Here is a 22,623-nt window from a genome sequence, read left to right on the forward strand (position 1 = left end):
ATATAAAAGAGGTGCTGTTAAAATGCTTTAAAAAAGGTGTTTTTTAGCTTTGCAATATTGTTTCTTATATAGTTGTTAATAAATATTTAAAAGAATGAGTTTTTTTTATATTTGCAGGTTATATATGCCCCTAAGAATGAAGAAAAAATAGTAACAGGAAAAAATAAAGAGACTAATGCAATTAAAACACATTGTATTTATTTTAAGTTTTTGTAGTACTTTTTTGTTTTTTGGACAAGAAAAAGTAACAAATAAAGAAATAAAAAAAGCCCAAAAAGCCTATTATTTTGGGGATTATGATAAAGCTGTTAGCGCTTTTAAATCTATATTGGATAAGGATGAAAATCATTATATAGCTAATTATGAATTGGGAAGAATTTATTTAGAGCATTACAATTTTTATGATAGCGCTGAATATCATTTAAAGAAAACGATAGATTATCCCCAAAAAGATACCATTTTTGAAACCTATCTAGATTATGCTAATTGTTTACATGCTTCAAATCAGTTTGAAGCGGCAGTAAAAAATTATCAATTGTTTATCGACAAGGGGCTTGCAAAGAATAGTTTTGCTGAGCTGTTAAAAGGAAATGTTGAAAATAAAATCAAACAGTGTGAATATGCCATTGCTGCCGAATTGAAAAAAGAAAAGGAAGCTTCTATTTTAGTCAAAAATTTAGGAAGTAAGACCAATACATCTAAAAGCGAATACGCATCTGTTTATCTTGAAAAATCAAAGAAATTATTATACACCACTCGGTATAAAGATGCTGCAAAAGAAAAGCGATATAAAGATAATCGTTATTTTGAAAATGAATATATCCTTGATTTAAGTCAGGACTCTACTGGTAAAAAGCTTTCTGCAAATGAATTGAAAGAGATTCGTAAGAAACATAATGCGTTTGTTAGTAAGAGTTTTACTGAAGATACAATTGTTTTATATCGAGAAAATAAATTATGGTTTTCAACATATGAAAATGGAGCTTTTTCTAAGCCAGAGTTATTTGATGAGTCTATTAACTTTTCAAATTACCAACCTCATGGAGTTTTTTCAAAAGATGGAAAAACATTTATTTTTAGTGCTCGAGATAAAAAAGGAAAAGGAGGCTTGGATTTGTATCAATCAGTATTAGGGAAAGATAATAAGTGGTCTGAAGCTGTTTTATTGGATGATGTAATCAATACTGAAGATAATGAGGATAGCCCTTTTTTGAGTGAAGATGGAAAAACATTATATTTTGCATCTAAAGGCCATAAAGGTTATGGAGCTTATGATTTATTCAAATCTACGATGACAGACGGGAAATGGTCTGCTCCAATAAATTTAGGAATGCCTATTAATTCCGCAAGTGATGATATTTACTTGTCGATAAATAAAGAGGAGAATAAAGGGTATCTTTCTTCTAATCGACTAGGAGGTAAAGGAGCGATGGACTTGTATTATTTACAAGATTTTACGAAACCAACTTTTGATTGTGAACCGTACCAAAATAAACCATTTACTGTAAGCTTTGATTTATCGAATAGTATTGACAAAAGGGGAGTAGCGTTAGATTATAAATGGAATTTTGAAGATGGTAACATTAAATATGGGGAAAAGGTTTCGCATGCATTCAAGTATCCAGGAACTTACCACATCTCATTGGATATTATTGATAAGCTTTCAGGAAAATTAGAACAGAAAGAAGAAATTGAAGAAATTAAAATTGAGAATGTCAACTTTGTTGGAGTCAAATTAGACAGTGTAGGAGAAGTTAATAAACTCCAGAAGTTAGATGCTTCTGTCACATCATTAAAAAATAAGGAGATAAGAAATATATTTTGGAATATTGATGCTGTTGATCAGGAAAAAGATACGACAATTTTGGATTATACCTTTGATAAACTAGGATGGCATGAGGTTAAAATTCAGGTAGTAGCTTTTGATGATAGTTTAGCGCTGTTCGAAACTTATTGCCAAGTCGATTCCATTAGAATTGTTTCCGCAGAAGATTATCAAAAAGCTGTTGAAGCAGCTGGTAATCAATTAGACTCTTTAAATAACGGGTTGTTATCTGATGCTGCGATAGATTCAATGTTAACAGCTGGTTTAGGTTTTCAATTAGATCCGGTTTATTTTAATTTTGATAAATCTTATTTAACACTACAAGCTAGAAAAATATTAGATCAAAATATCGAAAAGCTGAAAGCGCATAGATATGCTTATATTATTGTTAAAGGACACACAGATGCTATGGGGTCTGATAGCTACAATGAGAAGCTTTCAGCAAGAAGATCAGCTTCAGTGATGAAGTATTTGTTGAAGCATGGAGTAGAGAAGAATAGAGTTGTAGAAGTTCAAAACTTTGGAGAAACAACACCAGCAGCTCCTAATACAACTGCTTCAGGAGCAGATAACCCGAAAGGGAGAAAATTAAATAGAAGAGTTGAATTTCAGTTATTAAAGTCTAAAAAATGAAAAAGTATATCCCACTATTAGTTGCTATTGGTTTGATTTTGCAAGGTTATCATGCACAAGTAACACCATCGAAGTTTGAAAATATAGCCTATTTATTAACGTTTGGTCAGGGGAGTACTCCTTCTTGGGGAGATGACGATCATGTGCAAATCCATTTTTTTGTCGTTCCTCAGACAGAAAACAGACCAGTTTACATTAGGGTTTACGATCCAAGCACTGGAGGAGAGTTAGATACTCCTAATGGAGTGTTTGATACAAGAACAGTCTATACTATTTATGGAGGAAAAGGTGCTTATTCAACAAAAGAAGCCAGGTCAATAAATCCTCAAAAAAATTATGATAAAGGAGTGATTATTGATCGTAAAGTTTTTTCTAATGAAGCAAAGTATGATCAACAGTGGTATAGTTTCGGACCAATAAATCCAAAAGAGGGCGAGTATTCTAAAGAAATGAAAGGATATGTTTTTAAGGTCATTTGTAAAGGACTTAATGGTAATGATGGAAATGCTTATGAATACGCTTTAAGTTATAAGTCTGATGCTAATATTCCGATTGAAGGAGGGAATGCATTTACTTATGAAATGTGTTTTAGATTAAAGCCAGGAGTAAAGGAAACAGCACATGTCTATCCATTTATTAATAAAAAAGTGGTGAGTATAGAGCAGCATAATTTTGATGCTGATAATGATGTGGATATGCGCTTAACTTCTGTGACCAAGAAATTGCATTATGTGAAAGAAAGTGGAAATGGAGGTTGGATGAAAAGTTTACATAAAATTGATGAGGGAGAAAAAAATACTAGTATAGATTTTCAACTCATCAAAAAGACGGAAGATTACAACGATATGGTCATATTTTTCTTAAATCAATATGAAGAAGCAGTTCCGTTTTTTTCAACGCCGATAGGAGGAGTACCTAAATACAAATATAAAATTGATGTAAATTATAAATTTGATTAGTGAGATATGGCTTAGTTATCATATTATTATTGTACTCTTATTCTTTTTTGGGGCAGAAATATAATTTCAGAAACTTTGAAAAAGAAAAGGTAAAAGCAAAGTATATTTATGACTTTGCCCAAGATGCTGATGGAGTATTGTATGCGGCAACATCAAAAGGATTGTTGATTTATGATGGGGTAAGCTTTAGGTTGTTGGATAAGTATTCTTTGTTAAAGGATAATTTTGTATCCAAAATACATATCGCAGCTAATAACGAAATATGGCTAACTTATTATGAAAATGGCTTAACCAAGTTAAAAAAAAGCTTTAAAGGACTTGAAGCTGAACATTATGATACCGATGTTGTGTCTTCGATCTTTGAAAATAAAGATGGTCTTTCGATTTTAACGACTGAATTCAAAGAAGGATATTATGATTCTACTTCCAACTCTTTTGAATACTCAATCAATGAATTGTCTGAATTAAAGTTAAGGGAGCGAGTAAAATTAAAGAATGGAAAAATTATATACCTTTCTCAAGATGGAATTTATTTTAAAAATAACAAGAGATTTCAACTGCTTCCTGAAACCGAATTCGAGTACATTAAACTATTAAAGACCAACCCAACCTCTAATAACTTTGTTTTCGAATTGAATGGAAAGTTATACATCTACCAACTCAATGATAAATTACGTTTAGTCAACACTGTTGATTTAAACAAAATAGGAATCACTACAAAAATTACAGATTTAGCCTTTGTGAAAGATAAGCTTGTAATTTCCACTTTAGGGCAAGGGCTGTTTGAGATTAAATTTATTGATCAACGATTACAAGCCTATAATTTTATCAATTATAATGTTCAAAATGGTTTGCTCAGTAATTTTATACAAAGTTTGTTTTATGATCATGAGCAAAACCTTTGGATTGGTTATTATGGAGATGGAATTTCTGTGTTTACCTCTAAAAAAACATTATGGTATGATGAGTCTACTGGCCTTACCAATGAAAATATTTTATGTGTAACCAACTATAAAGGAGATTTGGTTGTGGGAACCGATAAAGGTTTTTCAATTATAAGAGTTGATACAATTATCAATTATAATGAGAACACTGGTTTTTATAATGATCGGGTAAAGTCTATTTTGGCGAAAGACAACCGTTTATGGATCGGAACCGAGAGTCATGGCTTATTTTACCTTGAAAATGGAGTATTAACTGCATTTAACTTTGATGATCAACAGTTCGTTCCAAAGTCTATTAACTATATTTTAAACACCAATGATAAATTGTACTTAGGAACCAATACAGGTTTGTATATCAAATCTTTTACAGATGGAAAAGAGTTGCATATAGGAACAAATGAAGGTTTAGTTCATAATGTTATTGAATATATTTATTTAGACTCTAAAGGTCGTTTTTGGTTTGATTCTCCAGTTAGTCCCATCTATTCATACAAGGATGGTGAGTTTACTTTGTATAAAGATTTAGAAGGATTCGAAAGCTTCGAGTTATCTCAAATATTTGAAACGGCAGATAAGGAAATTATTTTTTCGACAATGGGGGATGGTATTTTTATCTTAAAAAATGGGGAGTTTAATCAATACAGAACTCAGAACTCGGGGATACTCTCTAATTATGTTTATTTTGTCGTAGAAGATATTAATCATCAGATTTGGATGGGGCATAAAGATGGTTTATCTCGATTGAATTTAGAAAATAAAACCTTTGATCAATTCAACAAAAAAGACAATCCGTTGTTAAAAGGGGTGAATACAACAGCGTATCAACTCTCTGCAGATAATAAATTATGGATAGGGACAGAGAATGGCTTAATAAAAATAGACAATGGAGTATTATCCACTCAAAAACAATTTCCACCTGTAATTTATAAAGGTATGGCTATTGATGATAGCATTATTGCTTATGATTCTATTATTGAGTTACCCTATTCAGATTATCAATTAGAGTTTAAGTTTCAGTCTATTTATTTGACTAATCCTAAAGAGGTAACCTATCAGTATAAATTAGAGGGGTTTGATAAACATTGGAATACTGTTGCTTACGATAAATTGTTAGCGAGGTATCAATCAATTATAGATGGTAATTATGTTTTTAGGCTTAAAGTCTGTCTGGAAGACTCTTGCAGTGAAAAAGAAATTAAAATTAAAATTATTGTCAAAAAACCGTTTTGGAAAACATCTTCCGCACTCATAATTTTTGTTTTATTAATTATAACATTATTTGTAGGAACTGTCTATTGGATCAACGCAAGAAGAATAAAGCTAATGCGAGTTTTAGAATTAAAAGTTCAAAGGAGAACATTAGAATTGTCTAAAGCTAATAGGTTAGTCGAGCAAAAAAATGAGGCGTTATTAAATGTTAATGAAAAAGTTGTTAATCAAAAGAAAATACTAGAATTAAAAAATCGTGAAATTGATGACAGTATAAAATATGCCAAAAGGATTCAAAGAGCATTTGTTTTTAAAGATGATTATGCCGAATGGAGAAGTCTCTTTAAGACAACTGTGATGTTGGATAAACCAAGAGATATTGTAAGTGGTGACTTTTATTGGGGAAGTAAAAATCAAAATTTTATTTACCTAGCAGTAGGGGATTGCACAGGTCATGGGGTTCCAGGAGCGATGTTGAGTATGTTAGGCGTTGCATTTTTAGATGAGATTATGCTAGATCATCCTGAAATAGAGACTAATGAACTTTTAGGTAAGTTACGAACCAAAGTTATTCATGAACTTGTTCATGAAACAGATGAGTTTGCAATGAAAGAGGGGATGGATATTACTTTACTTCGAATTAACTTAGAGACTTTAGAAATGCAATGGTCTGGAGCTAATAATCCCCTTTATATTATTAGGAAAACAACAGCGCAAAGTGAGCAACTTAAAGAATATAAAAACATCACTTCGGGAGCGTATACTTTAACAGAAATAAGAGCAGACAAACAGCCTATTGGCTATTTACATCAATTAAAGCCTTTTACCCAACATAATGTTCAATTGCAAAAAGAGGATGCGATCTACTTAACAACAGATGGTTATGTCGATCAATTTGGTGGAGAGCGCTACAAAAAGTTCATGTCTAAAAGACTGAAACCTTTATTAATTGATATTCACGCTAAGTCTGAGAAAGAACAATACCAGATTTTAAATCAAACGTTTATGAATTGGATGGGGGATGGAGATCAAATTGATGATGTTTTGATTGCTGGTTTAGTTATTTAACAATCCCTAATTATACTTTAAATCGGTAACTTCCAGGTGTAGCCATGTCCAATTTTGTTCATTTAACTTCCAAGTTGAGCTGATTGTAGATGGAACTTCAATACCCGCATCAAAAGTATGATAATTCTGAACATCAATTAACCATTCGATTCTTTGGGCATCATTGGTGTTGTCTTTGAAACGCAAAGCTTTAAATTGAGTCACTTGATAGTCTTGATTAAAATAAAACGTGCCAGAACCTGTAACACCTTTATAGCTCATTGTCGCCTTAGCGGTATAATGATCAATTGTTTGCCAACTGATAAATGGACTAAGTGCTAGAGATGGAAACCATACCATTTCACCTAAATAACGTTGTAAAGCTCCTTCATTTATTTTTTCTCCCTGCTCATTTACAACATTGACGAGCGAATTAATTTTTATCAACATTTCTCCTTTTCCATTTTCAAACTTGTCGCGGCCTTGAAAGCCTAGAATTTTGTTAAGTTTAACAGTCACATTCCAAATAAAACTTGGGGAATTGATCATTGTATATTGAATCGCCTTACCTAAAACCCATTCTTTTTGTTCTGGGCGCATTCTCATTTTTATTTTTTGAGTTATCTTACCTTTATTAATATGTTTAGAACCAACAGTACCAGAGGTCCTTAACCAATTTTTGATAGGTACTGGAAGTTGTTTAAGGTCATGTTCAGATATGATATGATCAATAGTGATGTTATGATTGAGCAGCATTGTTGTTTCTTGTTGAACTAGTCGTTTAAATTTTAAGTAACCTAAAGAAAAGATAACTAAGAACAGGAAGATTAATGCGGTTAACCAAAGGAAGAACATCATGTAAGTAAAAAAAATAAATAAAAAAAGCAGCATTTAAAATGAATCTAAAATGCTGCTCTTATCATAGTGGGTTTTAAAAATATTAAGCTTTAGCTGTTTGGTAAGCCTCATCTGGTTGTTTTCGAGCTTCAACAATTTCTTTTGGTAAATAATCAAAGAATGTATCTCCTCTTAATCCTAAACGTAAACACTCCAAAGGAATCATTTCATTATAGGCAATGTTTCCTAAGTTTACATTTGGACCAAACAATTTAATGAACCAAACTTGTTGCTTTTTTGCCGGAGCTTCCCAAAGAATTTGCTCTGGTTTTACCTTAGCGATAATTTTATTAATTAAACGCGTATGGGGTTGCCCATTTGGTCTAAAAATACCAACAGAGCCACTTTCTCTCCCTTCAGCAATTACTTTCCATGAACCAGCTTCTAATTCGTTGGTCATCATTTTGATCCATTTAGCTGGACTAATAATAATACCAGCTTCTTTAGAGCCAACTTCACTCATTACCGTACCTTGTTTGGTTAAGGTGTTGATGTATTCGCATTTCTCTTCATGAGGAATAACGATAGAACCGTCGGAAACTTCCATTAGACTTAAGCCATACTTGTCAATTAGCCTTCTATAGTCGTCAAACATATCTCTTGCGATAAAAGCTTCAAATAGCGTACCTCCAAAGTAAGGGCGAATATTTGCTTCTTGATATAATTTAATCTTTTCTTGTAAGTCGTTGGTAACATAAGATGTTCCAAAACCAAACTTAACAATATCTGTTATATGACCAGAACTAGAAATAAAATCCTCTGTTTCTCTTAAGCTTAGTCCTTTATCCATCATCATGGTAACACCAGCTTCTCTTGGCTTTTCTCCTCTATCTGGGATATTTGGTAAATTAAAATTCATAGTCGTGTTTTTACAGAAGAACTAATTATTTATGTTGTTGTATTAGCTCTATAATTTCATTTATTTTGTTAATCTCAGGGTAGAATTCTAATAGTTGTTTATGTGCTTCGTAATTTTCTTTCAGTGCTAAAATTAGATTTTTCTTTGCATTTTCTAAATCTCCTTTTTGAACTAAATAAGCTACTAGACGGTAACGTAAATCTTCATTGTTTGAGTTTTCTTTTAGCGCTTTCTCAATAATCGAAGTGGCTTCATTCACCAATTGGTTTTCGTAAAGTAAATTGCTATAATCTAACCATGCATCAGTATTGTTAGGATCCAATTCCGTGACTTTGGTAAACGCTAATTTAGCATCATCTTTTAAGTCTAATTTACTTAAAAGTTCAGCATATAGGTACCAAAATTCAGAGTTGGTGGGATCTTTTTCAATTCCTTTTTCCATAAACTTTATGGCCTCTTTACTTTTATCCGTTAAGTCTTTTACAACGCCAATTCCCATCCATGCATCAGCAAAGTCATTGTCAAGTTCTAAGCTTTTTTCGTAAAAAGTAAGCGCTTTGGTATAGTCCTCTAATTTTTCATGACATTCACCAATCATACAATAAACAAAAGCATGCGGTTGTTCTAATACAAAGGTACTGTTTAATACTTTTATTGCCTTTTTATATTCCGTTAGTTGAATATAGGCATTAGCTTTTCCATAGTAAGAAGCAGGAAAATGTTCGTTGGTAACAATACTATAATCAAAGGCAAATAAAGCTTTTTTATTCTTCCCTTGTTTAGCATACATGCTCCCTAAATTAAACCAAGCGACGTAAGAATAGGGGTTGTAATCCAAATAATCTTTGAAAAATTGAATGGCCTCTTCCTCTAGACTTAATTCACTATATGAAATTCCCATTTCAAATAAAATCATTTCATTATCAGGAGATAACTCAAGTGCTTCTTTTAAATAGTTGAGCGCTTTTTGAAAATCTTGAATTCTTTGACATTCAAAAACAATGTCCATTAAAACCGACTCTCGATCTTCTAAGTCATGTTTTAATGATTGCTCATATAATCGAATGGCTTCATTAGAGTTGCCACTTCTTGCGTTTAGATTAGCGTATTCAAGCAAGTAATCAATATTGTATGGGTGAACTTCGATAATATTTTTCATCGTTTTTAACGCTTTGTCTTGACGACCACTTAAAAATTCATACTCACACAATATCATTAAAAGGTTAGGGGAGTTAGGATACTGCTCCAATCCTTTTTTTACAATTGCAAACGTTTGCTCTAATTGTAAATCTTCCAAATAAAACTCAGCTACTTCTTCAAATTCCTCGATATCGTGAAATACTGCATCTTTCTCATTAAGCATTTGTTCTGCTTTTCGAATGAGTTCCTGATTGTAATTTTCTTTATCAAAGTTTTCTTTCATAGATTTACTTACGAGCTAATAGGCAAAGATATTGAAACTAAATTGAAAAGAAACGGAGAAAAGAAGCTTTTTTATTTACAATTCTAATGAAAACGGTTGATAAGTTACTCAATAGAGGGACTTTTATAGTCAGGCATAGAAAAGGCCGACTTATTTTAACCTTAGTGTGATCTTTGCTCCAAATTGAGTTGTATTATTGGCGATAGAATAATTGGGAAGAATATTTAAAGAGAGTTTGTCACTTGCGTCAAAGTGAATAAGGTGTCCTTCTACATTAGCATCAATAATATTTAAGACATAGATTGCTAGTCCGCCAATAATGGAGTAATCTCTATTTTTTCTATAACTTTCTTGTATAGAATAAAGTTGAGTGCTGGTATAGTTAGGAAGTACTTGAAAGGTATAATTAGGGTCTAATCTTGCTTTTCGTTCATCTAAAATCTCTTTAAAAAAGCTGTGATATTGAATCGTTGAGTAGATACTAGCTCCTAATCCTCCATATATAATTGGAAGTTTCCACCATAATTTAGATCGTTTGCCTTGTTGACGATATTTATTGTTATACAGCTGCCCACTACCAGGCAGTATGCTTGATAAAATTGTTGCTTTTTTTGGAGAATGCAGTGAATCAATATGCTCTATTTCTAGAGTTGTTTCTAGACGATCCTCTTTTTTTTCTTGACTATAAGCAGAAATTATGAATAGAAAGCATACTGCAATGACGATATATCGTTTTACTTGTCTAATAGTGCTAATATTTTTTCAAGATGTTCCTCATTTGTAAAAGGAATAGAAATGACCCCTTTACCATCTTCTTTTTTGGCAATTTTAATCTTACTGTTAAAGTGAAAACTTAAATCTTCTTGTAGTCTTTTCTCTCTTAATGTCAATTTGTTTTTCTTAGGTTTTTGAGCATAAGAAATGGCATCTTTTTTATTTTTAGCTATTTCTTCAACGGCTCTAACCGAAAGTTTATGGTCGATTATTTGACGATAGACTTTTATTTTTTCTTCATCAGCTTCAAAACTTAATAAAGCACGGGCATGTCCCATACTGATTTGCTTATCCCTAACTCCAATTTGAATTTCTGTAGGTAAGTTGAGCAAACGTAAATAATTGGTAACAGAAGCTCTACTTTTTCCAACACGTTCACCAACTTTTTCCTGAGTAATCTCACATTCGTCAATCAGTCGTTGGTAGCTGATAGCTATTTCTAGGGCGTTTAAATCCTCTCGTTGAATGTTCTCGATAATAGCCATCTCTAAAAGAGTTTGGTCATTAGCAATACGAACATAAACAGGAACTTGTTCTAATCCTGCTATTTGAGAAGCTCTAAATCTCCTTTCTCCAGAAATTATTTGATACTTATTGGCTCCTAATTTTCTAACAGTAATTGGTTGAATAATTCCATGTTCTTTAATAGAGGCTGCTAATTCTTCTATAGCCTCTTTATCGAAGTTGGTTCGAGGCTGAAAAGGGTTAGCTTCAATCTGTGATATAGGTATTTTTGCAATTCCGCCTACAATGGGTTTTACTTCTTTTGCAACAGGAGGTTTTTGTGTTGGTTTTTCACCCGCTGAAGGTGGTGTTGTATTGTCTAATAAGGCGCTTAACCCTTTCCCTAGTGCTGACTTTTTTGCTGCCATAATTTTTATCTATAGAATTGGAATCTATTATTCTTCTATTGCTGTAGTTACTTCATTTTTTTCAATAACTTCTTGCGCTAAATTTAAATAGTTTATAGCTCCTTTACTGCTGGCATCATGCATGATAACTGTTGCGCCAAAGCTAGGAGCTTCACTTAATTTAATATTTCTATGTATAATGGTTTTAAACACTAACTGCTGGAAGTGTAAATTAACATCTTCTACAACTTGGTTAGATAAGTTTAACCTAGAGTCGTACATGGTCAATAATAAACCTTCAATCTCTAAAGCTGTATTTAAACGTTGTTGTACAATTTTAATGGTATTGAGTAGTTTTCCTAGACCTTCTAAAGCAAAGTATTCGCATTGAATAGGAATAATTACAGAATCAGAAGCTGTCAAAGCATTTAATGTAATTAATCCTAGAGAAGGGGAACAGTCAATGATAATATAATCGAATTGATCTTTAAATTGATCAATGATATTTTTCATGATGAATTCTCTATCATCTAAATTAATCATTTCTATTTCAGCCCCAACTAAATCAATATGAGCTGGTAAAATATAAAGATTGGGATTGTTGGTCTCTAAAATATTAGGCTCACTACCATTTACAAGAGAGTGATAGATACTGTTTTCAATTGTTTGCGGGTCAAACCCAACACCTGATGTAGAGTTGGCTTGAGGATCAGCATCGATAATTAAGGTTTTCTTATCAAGTACTCCAAGACTGGCAGCTAAATTGATTGATGTAGTTGTTTTTCCTACTCCTCCTTTTTGATTGGCAATTGCAATTACTTTTCCCATTATATCTCTTTTGTTTGTCCGATTTCTAATAAAATTAATTCACTATCGTTGTGATGGAATTTTTCTTTGGCCTTTTCATGATCAATTTTTATATACCCAAAAGTGTCATAGTGCATTCCAATAATTTTATCACATGAAATAAAATTAGCAGCCATCACAGCTTCATCAACGCCCATTGTAAAATTGTCTCCAATAGGTAAAATGGCAAAATCTAACTCCGTAAATAAAGGAATTAATTTCATATCCATAGTTAAGGCAGTATCGCCAGCATAATAAAAATTACCAGCTTTAGTTTCTATTACAAAACCTCCTGCATTGCCTCCATTACTACCATCGGGAAGTGTACTACTGTGTACAGCAGCAACGTATTTAACTTTTCCAAAAGGGAACTCCCAACTCCCCCCATGATTCATGGGATGTGTTTTTTCAATCCCTTTTTGATTGAACCATGTTGTTATTTCAAAGTTGGAAACTACAGTCGCACCCGATTGTTGGGCTATTTTTTCCACATCAGCGACATGGTCTTCATGACCATGGGAGACCAAAATATAATCAGGATTAATTGAATCGATGACGATATCTTTAGCAAGTTCGTTTGGAGAAATAAATGGGTCAAAAAGAATTTTTGTTCCATTTATGTCAATCTGAAAACAAGCATGTCCAAAATAGGTGATTTCCATGAGCTTTTATTTGATGTGGTATAACAATAATTTAATTGAAACTAAACAACAAAGTTAATTGCTTTCGTTAAAAATATGAGGAACTATTTAGAACACTTATAAACAGAATTCTGTTTATTGGTTTATATCTTGTTAATAACCAAGTTTTAAGGTTTAGTGTTCATGGAATGAATAACAAATTCCAAAGTTGATTCCCCAGTTAGTATAGCGTTGTCGACTATCTTTATAGTTGATGCTATTTTGGGTGTTAATGACCAGTTGAGGATTGAAGTTGAGCTGTAATCTATCAGCGATTTGATAACCAATATTAGGAGAGAAGAAATAGTTAAAAAGTACTTTTTTAGGCGGTGTGTTTATGAAATTAGATAGTTCATAATTGATATAACTGGCTTTACTTTTTACTAAAAAACTAACTCCAATACCTGTTTGCAGATTAATATTCCATTTTTTTAATATAAAATCATACCCTATTAAGAGAGGGAGTGTTATATAAGAATGTCTGTTTTTTAATTGAGCTTCAAGAAGAGTACTATCAACTAAAGTAGTGTCTATTGAGTAAGTGTCGTAGGTAACATAAACAACGTGGTTGATAGAATCCCATGATAAAATCCTCACTGAATCTGAAACAAAAGTAAGCGTGGTATCAACATCAAATTTATGTATTAGGCTATAATCTGTTTGTTCACCAAATTGATGGAATGATAAACCAGAAGAAAGGTTAAAATTTTGGTCTAAATAATGACTGTATAAGAAGTTAATATTAGGTGTAAATATAGGGTTTTCTTGTTGTTTCCTTATATTCAGGTAGTTAGTGTTTGCACTGTTTAAGCTTTTAGTAGAGTAATGGATGCCTCCATTAAAGTTTATCTTTTTTTTTTAAAGAGTCTAATTCTGTGCTTAATTGTATCATTAATTACAACCGTATCTCTTTTTACAATGGTGTCTATAATAACTACTTGTCTTCGAATAGTGTCATCTAAATAAACATCTGGAGTTGAAGTAGCTGGGGTGATACTTTTATGCAAAATAGGTAAGGTGTCTAAAGCAGTGGTTGAAATTCCATTGGCATTTTCTTTTTTAGTTACAGAATTAGAAAGCCCATCTGACATTATAGATTTTTTGGATGTTACTTTTTCCGCCTTTTTGTTGAGCAGGTGTTTTTTAGTTCGTTGGGTAGTGCTGTTAGAGCCATTGTTTAGAGCCGTTGTTTGATAAGGAGATGGAGTCTTTTTGACAACAGTTTCCTTTGCGGTGTTTAATTCATTAGTAGAGGTTGTTGAAGTTTCTAAATGTTTAGATGCAGTAATAATAGAAAGCGTTGTACTTTCATGTTCAACTGTTTGAAAGTCGATTTCTTTGAGTTCTTCAACAATATAGTGCGATTGGTGATTAAATTGTGGTAAAATAGAAAAATCATAAAGACATGTAAAAGCTACCAAAGCTCCAAAAATAAACCAGAAAGCACCTTTTCCTTTTTTATTATGTGCGTCAAGTTTTTGCTCAAAGTCAGCTAAATAGCTATCCTTAAGTTCAAAAGACTTTTGATTAAGTTTACTTTTAAAAAGTTGATCTATGTCGTTTTGTTCTTTCACCCAATTAAACTATGGTGTTTACTTAATAATTCTTTTAGTTTTTTTCTAGCTGCTTTAACATGCCATTTTGAGGTCTCATAAGAAATGTTTAGTAGTGTTGTAATTTCTTTATGACTATATCCGTCAATAGCATATAAGCAGAAGACATGTTTGGTTGCATTAGGAAGTTGTTGAAGTATTTGTTCGACAACTTCTTGTTCTATTTCTTGTTCTATTTCATTAATTTCAATGGTTTCTTGCCTGTAGCTGCCTTCTTGCTCTTCTGTAAAGGTTTCCTTATGTTTTTTATTTTTTCTAAACTCATCAATAATGTGATTGATGGTAATTCTTCTCATCCAAGCTTCAATAGGCGTTGAAAAATTATATTTATCTAAGTTATCAAAAATTTTTAAGAAAGCCGTATTGACAGATGCAGCAGCATCTTCTTCGTTTTTATAATATTTAAAAGCTACACTCATTAAGTACCCAAAATACAAACGATAAAACTCTAATTGAGCTTTTCGTTTTTTTTTTATTACGGATTTTATGAGCTTTTCGTTCTTCAAAGGCTTTATGAAAGAGGCAACAAAAGTTGCCTCTTTTAATGAATTTTCAAAGCTTAATCTTTATTTTTTTATTAACCTAAGATTTGTTTTTGCATTATCTTCATTTGAAATAGAGACAAAGTACATTCCTTGAGTTAAGTTCGTTGTATTGAGTTGAATCGTATGCTCTCCTGCACTAATGTTAACCATTTCTTGAGAAATAATCTTACCAGATAGGTCCACTATACTAATTGAAAGATTAGAATTTTCTGAAGCTTTTATCGTAATTGAAGCATTGTCAGCTGTTGGATTAGGGTAAATACTTCCTAATTCAATGCTACTGTGCTCTTCTTCAATTCCAACTGCATCTTGAGCAATGACATTAAGCGTAAAACCACTTGCTTTTGTCTGAACTACAATAGTGTCGCAATGAGTTTCGGTACAAGTCATTCCACCTTGTGTTTCAGTGATGGTAACACAAACAGTATAAGTTCCTACGTTGTTGTACGTATGAGATGGGTATGTTGCTGTTGAAGTAGCACCATCTCCAAAATCCCATAAATAGTTAATGTTTGAGTTTACAGAAGAATAATTAACTACATATACTGTATTTAACCAACTTCCATTTAATGAGTCATACAATTGATACCATTGGAAATAAGCATTAAGATTACATGGTGTATTACCGTTTCCATTTACAATTATAGCTTGGCATACAGTGTCTGAGCAGTTATTGGTACAGTTCCATATTGTTGCACATACAGTATATGTACCAGCTTGAGAGAAAGTATGAGTAACCAAGTCACCTTGTCCAGTAGCGCCATCTCCAAAATCCCAAGAAATATTACATCCAGAAATTGAATCTATCAGATTAAAAGTATAAGATAAGGAATCATTGTTTGACATTGTTGCATTAAAAGCAGCACTTACATTACATGGGTTATTGCTTACAGGAACACTTAAACAGGTAGTGTCTAAACATCCATTCGCAGCAGTAGCAATTAAGCATACCGTATATGTTCCAGGTTGTGCATAAGTATGTACAGGAGAACTAGAAGTAGATCCAACAGAACCGTCACCAAAAGACCAAGAGTAAGCAACGATCCCCGTAGAGTTCACAGGAGAAAAGTCATAGCTAAGTGGTTGTGTAATTGGTGAAATGCTGTAATTAAAGTTACTTGATATATTACAAGGGTTTCCTAAAGTTGTTACTTGAATAGAGTCACAATAGGTATCAAAACAAGCTGGAGTTTGATTGGAATCTACAACAGTAGCACAAATATGATATAAACCATTAGCAGTATAGGTAAAACTAGCACTATTTCCAGTTGGAACATATATAGGAAGTGTATTTGCCCCAAAGTCAAAAGTCGCCCCCATATTTGATGTGTTAACAACAGTAACAATTCCGTTACTATCTAAATTTGCATTAAAGCTGGCATTACACTGACCCCATAAGGTAAATGTAATTAAACTCAAAAAGAGTGTTGCGGTTAGTGTAAAGATTTTCATAATAATAAGTTTTAGTTGTTATAATAACTCGTCTTATTAACCTATACGTAACAAAATATTGAATAGGGGGGGAGGGTTAATAATAATTTCCTAAAGAAACCATTATTTTTTCCATTTTTTTCTTGATTTGAAAGCCATTACAAGTGTGGTTGTTAACAATAATAGCGAAGCATAAATTTTTCCCTGAAGCACTTTTTACATAGCCTGCATAACTTTTAACACGGGTCATTGTACCACTTTTGGCCCTTAAGTTGCCTTGTATTTTTGTTTTTCTTCCAATTGATTTTAAAGTGCCTGTTTTCCCAGCTATTGGTAGAGAGCTATAAAAGCTTTTGCTAAATTTACTTTTCTTTTTCATGTAAGTCAGAATCCCCACTAAATGTTCAGCAGAAACGGCGTTATAGCGAGACAAACCACTTCCGTCATTCATGTAAAACCCTGTAGTTAAAATTCCTTTTCTTTTCCAATAGTTAGTTACAGCCAATGTAGAAGAATAGACACTACCATTCTTATATTTTTTTACACCAATGTGTTTCAAAAGATGCTCGGCAAATAAATTATTACTAATTAGGTTGGTCCAATAAACAATTTTTGAAACGCTAGGAGATTTTAGGGTGTCAAAATAGGTCCGTTCTTTATTAATTAATTCATTATTAAACGCCATTCTTCTTGTTGTTGTTGCAGGTTGAAGCACTGGAATTCCATTTCTCCACAAACTCGATTCAAGTTCGAAAGCAGCTGTATATGCTGGTTCATGCATAGATCCTCTTACATCAAAGTTTTCTTTATTTAAAGGGATATTTCCTTTAACAATGCGTAGCCCATCATAAGGAGCTCCATAAATGTAGGCTTCATCTTTTTTGGTCGTCCATGATCTAACAGTATTTTTTATTTCTAAATCTGGCGTATAAGGTTCTACACAATCAATGGTTGTAGAATCTCCCTTATTTTCACCTGAATTAAAATAAAAATGTGTTGTATTGTCAAAAATACTTAAGCCTGATATTCCAGTTCCATAATAGTTTCCCATATCACCCCAACTCCAGGTAGAAGGCACATATTCATAACTAAAATAGGATGCGTCTCCTATAACCTTTCCATCAATCTTGGTAATACCAAGGTTAGCAATTGCGTGACTCCACTCTTCAATTAAATAGTTGTTTTTCACAAATCGACTTCCTAAAGTTGGATCTCCGCCACCTTTTATATAAATGTTACCATGTAGCGTACAATTTGAATCGATAAAACCATCGTATTGTAAATAAGTTTTAAAACGATTATATGAACCTAAAAGTTGAAGTGCAGTAGCGGTTGTAACTATTTTCATCGTAGAAGCCGGAACCAAACTGTTGCTAGGGTTGTGTGATGCAATTACCGTATCTTTATCAATATCTTTTACTAAAAAGCTGATAGAAGCATGCTTTAATGCAGGATCGTTCACTAATTGACTGATGGATCTTTCAATGGAATTTTGAGCAGTTAAATTGGTGGTTAATATTATAATTAAGTAGAATAGCTGCTTCATATGGCCTTTATATTTAAAATTTGGTTAATTTCAACTGCTATTTGTTCAGATAGTTTTTCAGCGGATAGGTAATGTAAATGACTACCATCATAGCTAATATAATCAGAGCGGTTAAGTTCCAACCAATGAATGTTATACTTTTGACACAATGTTTTAATGTGTTTTTCATCATAGCCACTCAAAGAGTCTTCAAGCTGGTGGATTCCTTGAGAAGTAGGTGGTCTGAAAGCGATGATATTGATTCCAGTTTGTTGTAATGAATCTAATTCTTGAAAAAGATTATCCGTAATTGCGTTGCTAACAGTATATTTAGTAAATGTTTTAGTATAACTCGGAATGGCATGAGTAGAATCAGCTTTTAGTTTGTATGATTTAACCCATCCAGATTTTTTGTAGGTTTCTTGATAGTTTTGAACATCTTTTAATTTTTCTTTAGAACTCACCAATTCTAATGGACTATAGGTAGCAGTATAAGAGAAAAGTTGGTCAAAATAGAGATATTTGTAGCGTTCTAAGGCAGAAATGTTTTTATAACTGTTGTAACTTTTATTTTTAGCAAATTCTTCTGTAAGGGATACAGGGGTTATACCAAGTATTAAAAATTTTGGAGCATCTGCTTCAGACTTTAGTCTTGATGTAATAAACTGAATGTACTCTTGACTAAAACCGCCACTTGAATAGCCTAAGTTAACTCCTGTTAGGTCTTGATTAGTGTTTTCCGTAATTTTAGCAATAGAAACACCTCGGTAGATTCTAGAGTCTCCTGCTACAACAATATTGTGGGAAACACTAGCGTGTGTTTTATTAATCCAAAAAGCTTTGATTAATTCTTTATTATTAAAAGGTTGAGGTAGGATCATTTTTAGACCTACATACATCAATAAACTTAAGCTTAAAGCAATAAAAATTTTATTTTTTAGAAAATTAATCAAAATTGGAAATATATAAATTGTTGGCCAGCACCTCTAAATAAGAGTATGGCTAAAATAGCTAAAGTTACTGAAATAACATCGAGATTATTTTGATAGTATAGTTTTTTTATGGTGTAATTAGATTGTTTTAGTTTGATGAAAAACTCAATAATTATAGCTAGAAATAAAAAAATAAGGTTATCAAAATAGGCATTAAAAAATCTAAGATCAAATGAGTCAAAACGAAAGAGTTTCATAATAATACTATTCGCTTGAGAAATATTATCAGACCTAAAATATACCCAGGCTATGGTAACTTGTATAAAGGTAAGAAATAGTAAAATTGTAGGGTTAGTAATCCATTTTTTATTCCATTTGGTTAGGCGCTCTAGTGTTAAAAAAAGAATATGAATCAGGGCCCATACAATAAAGGTATAGTTTGCTCCATGCCATATCCCAGATAATAACATTGTTGTAGTAAGTGCTATCAACGCATTTTTCATTCCATTACGAGATCCACCCATAGGAATATAGACATAGTCACGAAACCATGTTGATAATGAAATATGCCATTTCGACCAAAATTCTTTAAGGCTTTTAGCCAGATAAGGATGATTAAAGTTGGCTTTAAAATGATACCCCATTAATTTGGCTAAACCTCTAGCTATTAAACTATAACCACTAAAGTCTGAATAAATTTGAAAAGCAAAGGCTATACTTACTGTCCACCAATAAATGGCATTATCATAGCTGCTTTTTCCCTCATAAGCTGAGTCAATAAAAAAGGATAAGTTATCTGCAATGACCATTTTTTGAAATAAACCAAAGCAGATGAGTTTCATGGCATTCCACTTTTCAATTTCAGTAGGAATTCGATATGATTTTAGTTGATAAAGGAAATCTTTTGCTCTAACAATTGGTCCGGCTACAAGTTGAGGGAACATTGATAAGTAACTGAAAAAATGGAGTAGGTTTTTGGTCGGTTTTAGTCGGCCTCTATAAATGTCTACAGTATAGCTTAAGGATTGAAAAGTATAGAAGCTAATTCCAACCGGAGTAATTAACGCAAAGTCAGGGATTTTAGCAATTAGATCAATGTCAAAATTAAAAATAGATATAAAATCCTCTATTACCTGAGCAAAAAAGTGTGAGTATTTAAAAACAGAAAGGGATAATAAATTTCCAAAAACAGATAAAAAGAGAAAAGTTTTTTTTGATTGAGGCTTTTGAGTAATAAAGTATCCTAAAACAAAATCAATTAATCCACTACCTATGATCAAAAATAAAAACCTCCAATCCCACCAGCCATAAAATAAAAAACTAGCAGCTGTAATAAAAAACCACCTACTATGATCCTTTTTTCTAAATACAGGCCATAACAAAAAAAAGAGTATAGCAAATAATAGAAATTCTATTGAGTTGAATACCATTGGGCCTTTAACTTAATCGATCCAATAAAACCTGAATTAATCGGTCTACAGTTTGTTTATAGTCTTCACTAAATGTTTTCGTAAACCTATTAGCAATAATAGCACATACAGTTGCTGTGTTGTGACCTAACATTCCGCCAAGAGCATATAAAGCCGACGTTTCCATCTCGAAATTTGTAATTCGATGCCCTTCAAAACTAAATTGGTTTAAACGCTCATTTAAGTCAGGAACGTTAGGAGTTAAACGTAAGCTTCTCCCTTGAGGTCCATAAAAACCATTGGCTGTGGCTGTTATTCCTTTAATCATCCCTTCTTCTATGCGTTCAACAAGTTCGCTATTAGCTTTAGCAAAGTAGGGTTGATTTAATTCATCTTTCCATTGTACTTGTTCAATAAAAGCTTGTTGTAAAGCAATTTCATCTTTTTCAAAGTTAGTAGCATAGAATTGAGCTAATCCGTCAAATCCAAGTCCGTATGAAGAGATTACAAATGAATCTACAGGGATATCTGCTTGTAATGCACCACTCGTTCCTAAACGGATTATATTTAGTTTACGTGGGTTTTCTTTTATGATTCTTGTTTCCAAATCAATGTTAACAATTGCATCTAGTTCATTAATTACAATATCAATATTATCGCATCCAATTCCTGTTGATAAAGCTGTAATCCTTTTACCTTTGTACCATCCAGTGTGAGTAACAAACTCTCTTTTTTCTTTGATAACATCAATTTTGTCAAAAAAGCTTGAAATTCTCTTAACTCTATGTTGATCTCCAACCACAATAATATCATCTGCGATATCCTCAGGTCTTAAATTTAAGTGGTAAATACTACCATCGGGATTTAAAATTAACTCTGATGGAAGTAAAGGGGTCTGATGTTGAATAGATGAATTTATCATGATGGAAAGATACGTTTTTTGAATAGAATAAAAATTTATTTGATCATGTTCTTCAAAATGAATATCAATTAGATCGCAAGAACTTCTTCCACAGCATTGATTACTGTTGTTGCTACAATATCCAATTGTTCGTCGGTTAAATTATACCAAACAGGAAGAGAGATTTCTCCTTTATAGTTATTGTAAGCATTTGGGTAATTTTCTATTTTATAATTAAGGTTTTTATAAAAAGAAAGCATAGGTAAAGGAAGGTAATGTACATTTACAGCCACTTCTTTCTCACTTATTTTTTGAATGATTTCATTTCTTTGTGTTTCACTACAATCAATTATTCTTAATAAATATAAATGGTATGAACTTATTTTATCATCAGTCTCATAAACAGGAATATTAGCCCATTGATAGTGCTTAAAACGGTTGGAATAATAATCAAAAATGTATTTCCTTTTGGCTAACGTCTCTTCATATCGTCCTAATTCAACAAGACCAATAGCAGCCTGTAAATCGGTCATGTTACATTTAAACCCTGCTTCTACAATATCATAGCGCCAAGCTCCAACTTGCATTTTACTGAAAGCATCCTTAGTTTGACCATGTAATGAACTGGTTTTAAACTTTTTTTGTAAGTCACTATGGTTAAATTTATCAGCAACATTAAAAACAACAGCTCCACCCTCGGCAGTTGTTAGGTTTTTAACGGCATGAAAAGAAAAAGAGGAAAGGTCAGCTAACATTCCAGCTTTTTTATTTTTATAACTTGCTCCTATAGAGTGCGCTGAATCAGAAACGATTGTAATTCTTCCCATCTGTTGTTGAGTAGGAGAAGATGGTGTAAATAATTGGTTGATTTCTTTACTTTTTACAACTGCAAAAAGTGCATCATAATCAACTGGTAAACCACCAATATCAACCGGAATAATAGCTTTGGTTCTAGGAGTAATGGCTTTCTTTACAGCTTCAACGTTAATATTGAAATCAGAAGTGTTAACATCAACCATAACTGGAGTAGCTCCGGTATGTTTAACGACATTTGCTGTAGCACAATAAGTGTATGCAGGAACAATTACTTCATCTCCTTCTTTTATTCCTAACCAGTGTAAGATAAGTTGTAAGCCAGCAGTAGCCGAATTTAAAGCAACCACAGCATCTCCTCCAACATATTGAGCTATTTCTTCTTCAAACTTTTTGGTTTTGGGTCCTGTTGTTATCCATCCGCTCTTTAAAGCTTCAGTAACGCTTGCTATTGTTTTATCGTCTATTCTTGGTGGTGAAAATGGAATCATAATTTGATAATAAGGC

18 protein-coding genes are annotated in these 22,623 nt (G+C 32.4%); 3 read left to right on the forward strand and 15 right to left on the reverse strand.

What is annotated here, in order from left to right; translation table 11 throughout:
- Positions 1-175: 175 nt before the first annotated feature.
- The 3 genes from N4A35_09420 to N4A35_09430 are packed head-to-tail and all read left to right on the forward strand — an operon-like array spanning position 176 to position 6,638.
- Positions 176-2,458 carry an OmpA family protein gene (locus N4A35_09420; protein MCT4581623.1) on the forward strand — a complete coding sequence of 761 codons (2,283 nt, stop codon included), beginning with the start codon at positions 176-178 and terminating at the stop codon, positions 2,456-2,458.
- Complete coding sequence (locus tag N4A35_09425) at positions 2,455-3,417, forward strand: hypothetical protein (protein ID MCT4581624.1); 963 nt, start codon at positions 2,455-2,457, stop codon at positions 3,415-3,417. Before N4A35_09420 ends, N4A35_09425 begins: the two co-directional genes overlap by 4 nt.
- The gene (locus tag N4A35_09430) at positions 3,417-6,638 is read left to right on the forward strand and encodes a SpoIIE family protein phosphatase (GenBank protein ID MCT4581625.1); all 3,222 of its coding nucleotides are present in this window, start codon (positions 3,417-3,419) and stop codon (positions 6,636-6,638) included. The genes N4A35_09425 and N4A35_09430 overlap by 1 nt, the downstream gene beginning before the upstream one ends.
- A gap of 6 nt (positions 6,639-6,644) precedes the next feature.
- On the opposite strand, the gene N4A35_09435 is transcribed toward N4A35_09430, so the two are convergent.
- The 15 genes from N4A35_09435 to N4A35_09505 all read right to left on the reverse strand — a co-directional run bounded on the left by N4A35_09435 (position 6,645) and on the right by N4A35_09505 (position 22,607).
- Positions 6,645-7,475 carry a hypothetical protein gene (locus tag N4A35_09435; GenBank protein ID MCT4581626.1) on the reverse strand — a complete coding sequence of 277 codons (831 nt, stop codon included), beginning with the start codon at positions 7,473-7,475 and terminating at the stop codon, positions 6,645-6,647.
- An 82-nt stretch (positions 7,476-7,557) separates the two neighbouring features.
- A complete protein-coding gene (locus tag N4A35_09440) occupies positions 7,558-8,373 on the reverse strand; it encodes a phosphosulfolactate synthase (protein ID MCT4581627.1) in 816 nt (271 codons plus the stop codon).
- A gap of 25 nt (positions 8,374-8,398) precedes the next feature.
- Positions 8,399-9,796, reverse strand: coding sequence for a tetratricopeptide repeat protein (locus tag N4A35_09445; GenBank protein ID MCT4581628.1), 1,398 nt, complete (start codon positions 9,794-9,796; stop codon positions 8,399-8,401).
- 734 nt (positions 9,797-10,530) lie between these two features.
- Complete coding sequence (locus N4A35_09450; protein MCT4581629.1) at positions 10,531-11,442, reverse strand: ParB/RepB/Spo0J family partition protein; 912 nt, start codon at positions 11,440-11,442, stop codon at positions 10,531-10,533.
- Between the two features lie 27 nt (positions 11,443-11,469).
- Complete coding sequence (locus N4A35_09455; GenBank protein MCT4581630.1) at positions 11,470-12,249, reverse strand: AAA family ATPase; 780 nt, start codon at positions 12,247-12,249, stop codon at positions 11,470-11,472.
- The gene (locus N4A35_09460; protein MCT4581631.1) at positions 12,249-12,929 is read right to left on the reverse strand and encodes a metal-dependent hydrolase; all 681 of its coding nucleotides are present in this window, start codon (positions 12,927-12,929) and stop codon (positions 12,249-12,251) included. Before N4A35_09460 ends, N4A35_09455 begins: the two co-directional genes overlap by 1 nt.
- 153 nt (positions 12,930-13,082) lie before the next feature.
- Positions 13,083-13,778 (reverse strand): outer membrane beta-barrel protein, encoded by a 696-nt coding sequence (locus tag N4A35_09465; protein ID MCT4581632.1) that lies wholly within the window; start codon positions 13,776-13,778, stop codon positions 13,083-13,085.
- Positions 13,779-13,792: 14 nt separating this feature from the next.
- A complete protein-coding gene (locus N4A35_09470) occupies positions 13,793-14,521 on the reverse strand; it encodes a hypothetical protein (GenBank protein MCT4581633.1) in 729 nt (242 codons plus the stop codon).
- Positions 14,518-15,066 carry a sigma-70 family RNA polymerase sigma factor gene (locus N4A35_09475; GenBank protein MCT4581634.1) on the reverse strand — a complete coding sequence of 183 codons (549 nt, stop codon included), beginning with the start codon at positions 15,064-15,066 and terminating at the stop codon, positions 14,518-14,520. Before N4A35_09475 ends, N4A35_09470 begins: the two co-directional genes overlap by 4 nt.
- A 60-nt stretch (positions 15,067-15,126) precedes the next feature.
- A complete protein-coding gene (locus N4A35_09480; GenBank protein ID MCT4581635.1) occupies positions 15,127-16,557 on the reverse strand; it encodes a PKD domain-containing protein in 1,431 nt (476 codons plus the stop codon).
- A 76-nt stretch (positions 16,558-16,633) separates the two neighbouring features.
- The gene (dacB, locus tag N4A35_09485; GenBank protein ID MCT4581636.1) at positions 16,634-18,082 is read right to left on the reverse strand and encodes a D-alanyl-D-alanine carboxypeptidase/D-alanyl-D-alanine-endopeptidase; all 1,449 of its coding nucleotides are present in this window, start codon (positions 18,080-18,082) and stop codon (positions 16,634-16,636) included.
- Positions 18,079-18,942: a hypothetical protein gene (locus tag N4A35_09490; GenBank protein ID MCT4581637.1), complete on the reverse strand. Its 864-nt coding sequence runs from the start codon at positions 18,940-18,942 to the stop codon at positions 18,079-18,081. The genes dacB and N4A35_09490 overlap by 4 nt, the downstream gene beginning before the upstream one ends.
- Before the next feature lie 68 nt (positions 18,943-19,010).
- Positions 19,011-20,423: an MBOAT family protein gene (locus tag N4A35_09495; protein MCT4581638.1), complete on the reverse strand. Its 1,413-nt coding sequence runs from the start codon at positions 20,421-20,423 to the stop codon at positions 19,011-19,013.
- 7 nt (positions 20,424-20,430) lie between these two features.
- A complete protein-coding gene (locus tag N4A35_09500; GenBank protein ID MCT4581639.1) occupies positions 20,431-21,324 on the reverse strand; it encodes a nucleoside phosphorylase in 894 nt (297 codons plus the stop codon).
- A gap of 68 nt (positions 21,325-21,392) precedes the next feature.
- Positions 21,393-22,607: a DegT/DnrJ/EryC1/StrS aminotransferase family protein gene (locus N4A35_09505; protein MCT4581640.1), complete on the reverse strand. Its 1,215-nt coding sequence runs from the start codon at positions 22,605-22,607 to the stop codon at positions 21,393-21,395.
- Positions 22,608-22,623: the final 16 nt, after the last annotated feature.

This window comes from Flavobacteriales bacterium (assembly GCA_025210295.1).
Classification (GTDB): domain Bacteria; phylum Bacteroidota; class Bacteroidia; order Flavobacteriales_D; family Parvicellaceae; genus S010-51.

Coding starts and splice junctions, on each gene's coding strand:
- dacB (MCT4581636.1), bottom strand. CDS start 18,082: ATGAAGCAGCTATTCTACTTAATTATAATATTAACCACCAATTTAACT.
- N4A35_09505 (MCT4581640.1), bottom strand. CDS start 22,607: ATGATTCCATTTTCACCACCAAGAATAGACGATAAAACAATAGCAAGC.
- N4A35_09455 (MCT4581630.1), bottom strand. CDS start 12,249: ATGGGAAAAGTAATTGCAATTGCCAATCAAAAAGGAGGAGTAGGAAAA.
- N4A35_09420 (MCT4581623.1), top strand. CDS start 176: ATGCAATTAAAACACATTGTATTTATTTTAAGTTTTTGTAGTACTTTT.
- N4A35_09435 (MCT4581626.1), bottom strand. CDS start 7,475: ATGATGTTCTTCCTTTGGTTAACCGCATTAATCTTCCTGTTCTTAGTT.
- N4A35_09495 (MCT4581638.1), bottom strand. CDS start 20,423: ATGGTATTCAACTCAATAGAATTTCTATTATTTGCTATACTCTTTTTT.
- N4A35_09450 (MCT4581629.1), bottom strand. CDS start 11,442: ATGGCAGCAAAAAAGTCAGCACTAGGGAAAGGGTTAAGCGCCTTATTA.
- N4A35_09445 (MCT4581628.1), bottom strand. CDS start 9,796: ATGAAAGAAAACTTTGATAAAGAAAATTACAATCAGGAACTCATTCGA.
- N4A35_09500 (MCT4581639.1), bottom strand. CDS start 21,324: ATGATAAATTCATCTATTCAACATCAGACCCCTTTACTTCCATCAGAG.
- N4A35_09480 (MCT4581635.1), bottom strand. CDS start 16,557: ATGAAAATCTTTACACTAACCGCAACACTCTTTTTGAGTTTAATTACA.
- N4A35_09425 (MCT4581624.1), top strand. CDS start 2,455: ATGAAAAAGTATATCCCACTATTAGTTGCTATTGGTTTGATTTTGCAA.
- N4A35_09460 (MCT4581631.1), bottom strand. CDS start 12,929: ATGGAAATCACCTATTTTGGACATGCTTGTTTTCAGATTGACATAAAT.
- N4A35_09440 (MCT4581627.1), bottom strand. CDS start 8,373: ATGAATTTTAATTTACCAAATATCCCAGATAGAGGAGAAAAGCCAAGA.
- N4A35_09490 (MCT4581637.1), bottom strand. CDS start 18,942: ATGATCCTACCTCAACCTTTTAATAATAAAGAATTAATCAAAGCTTTT.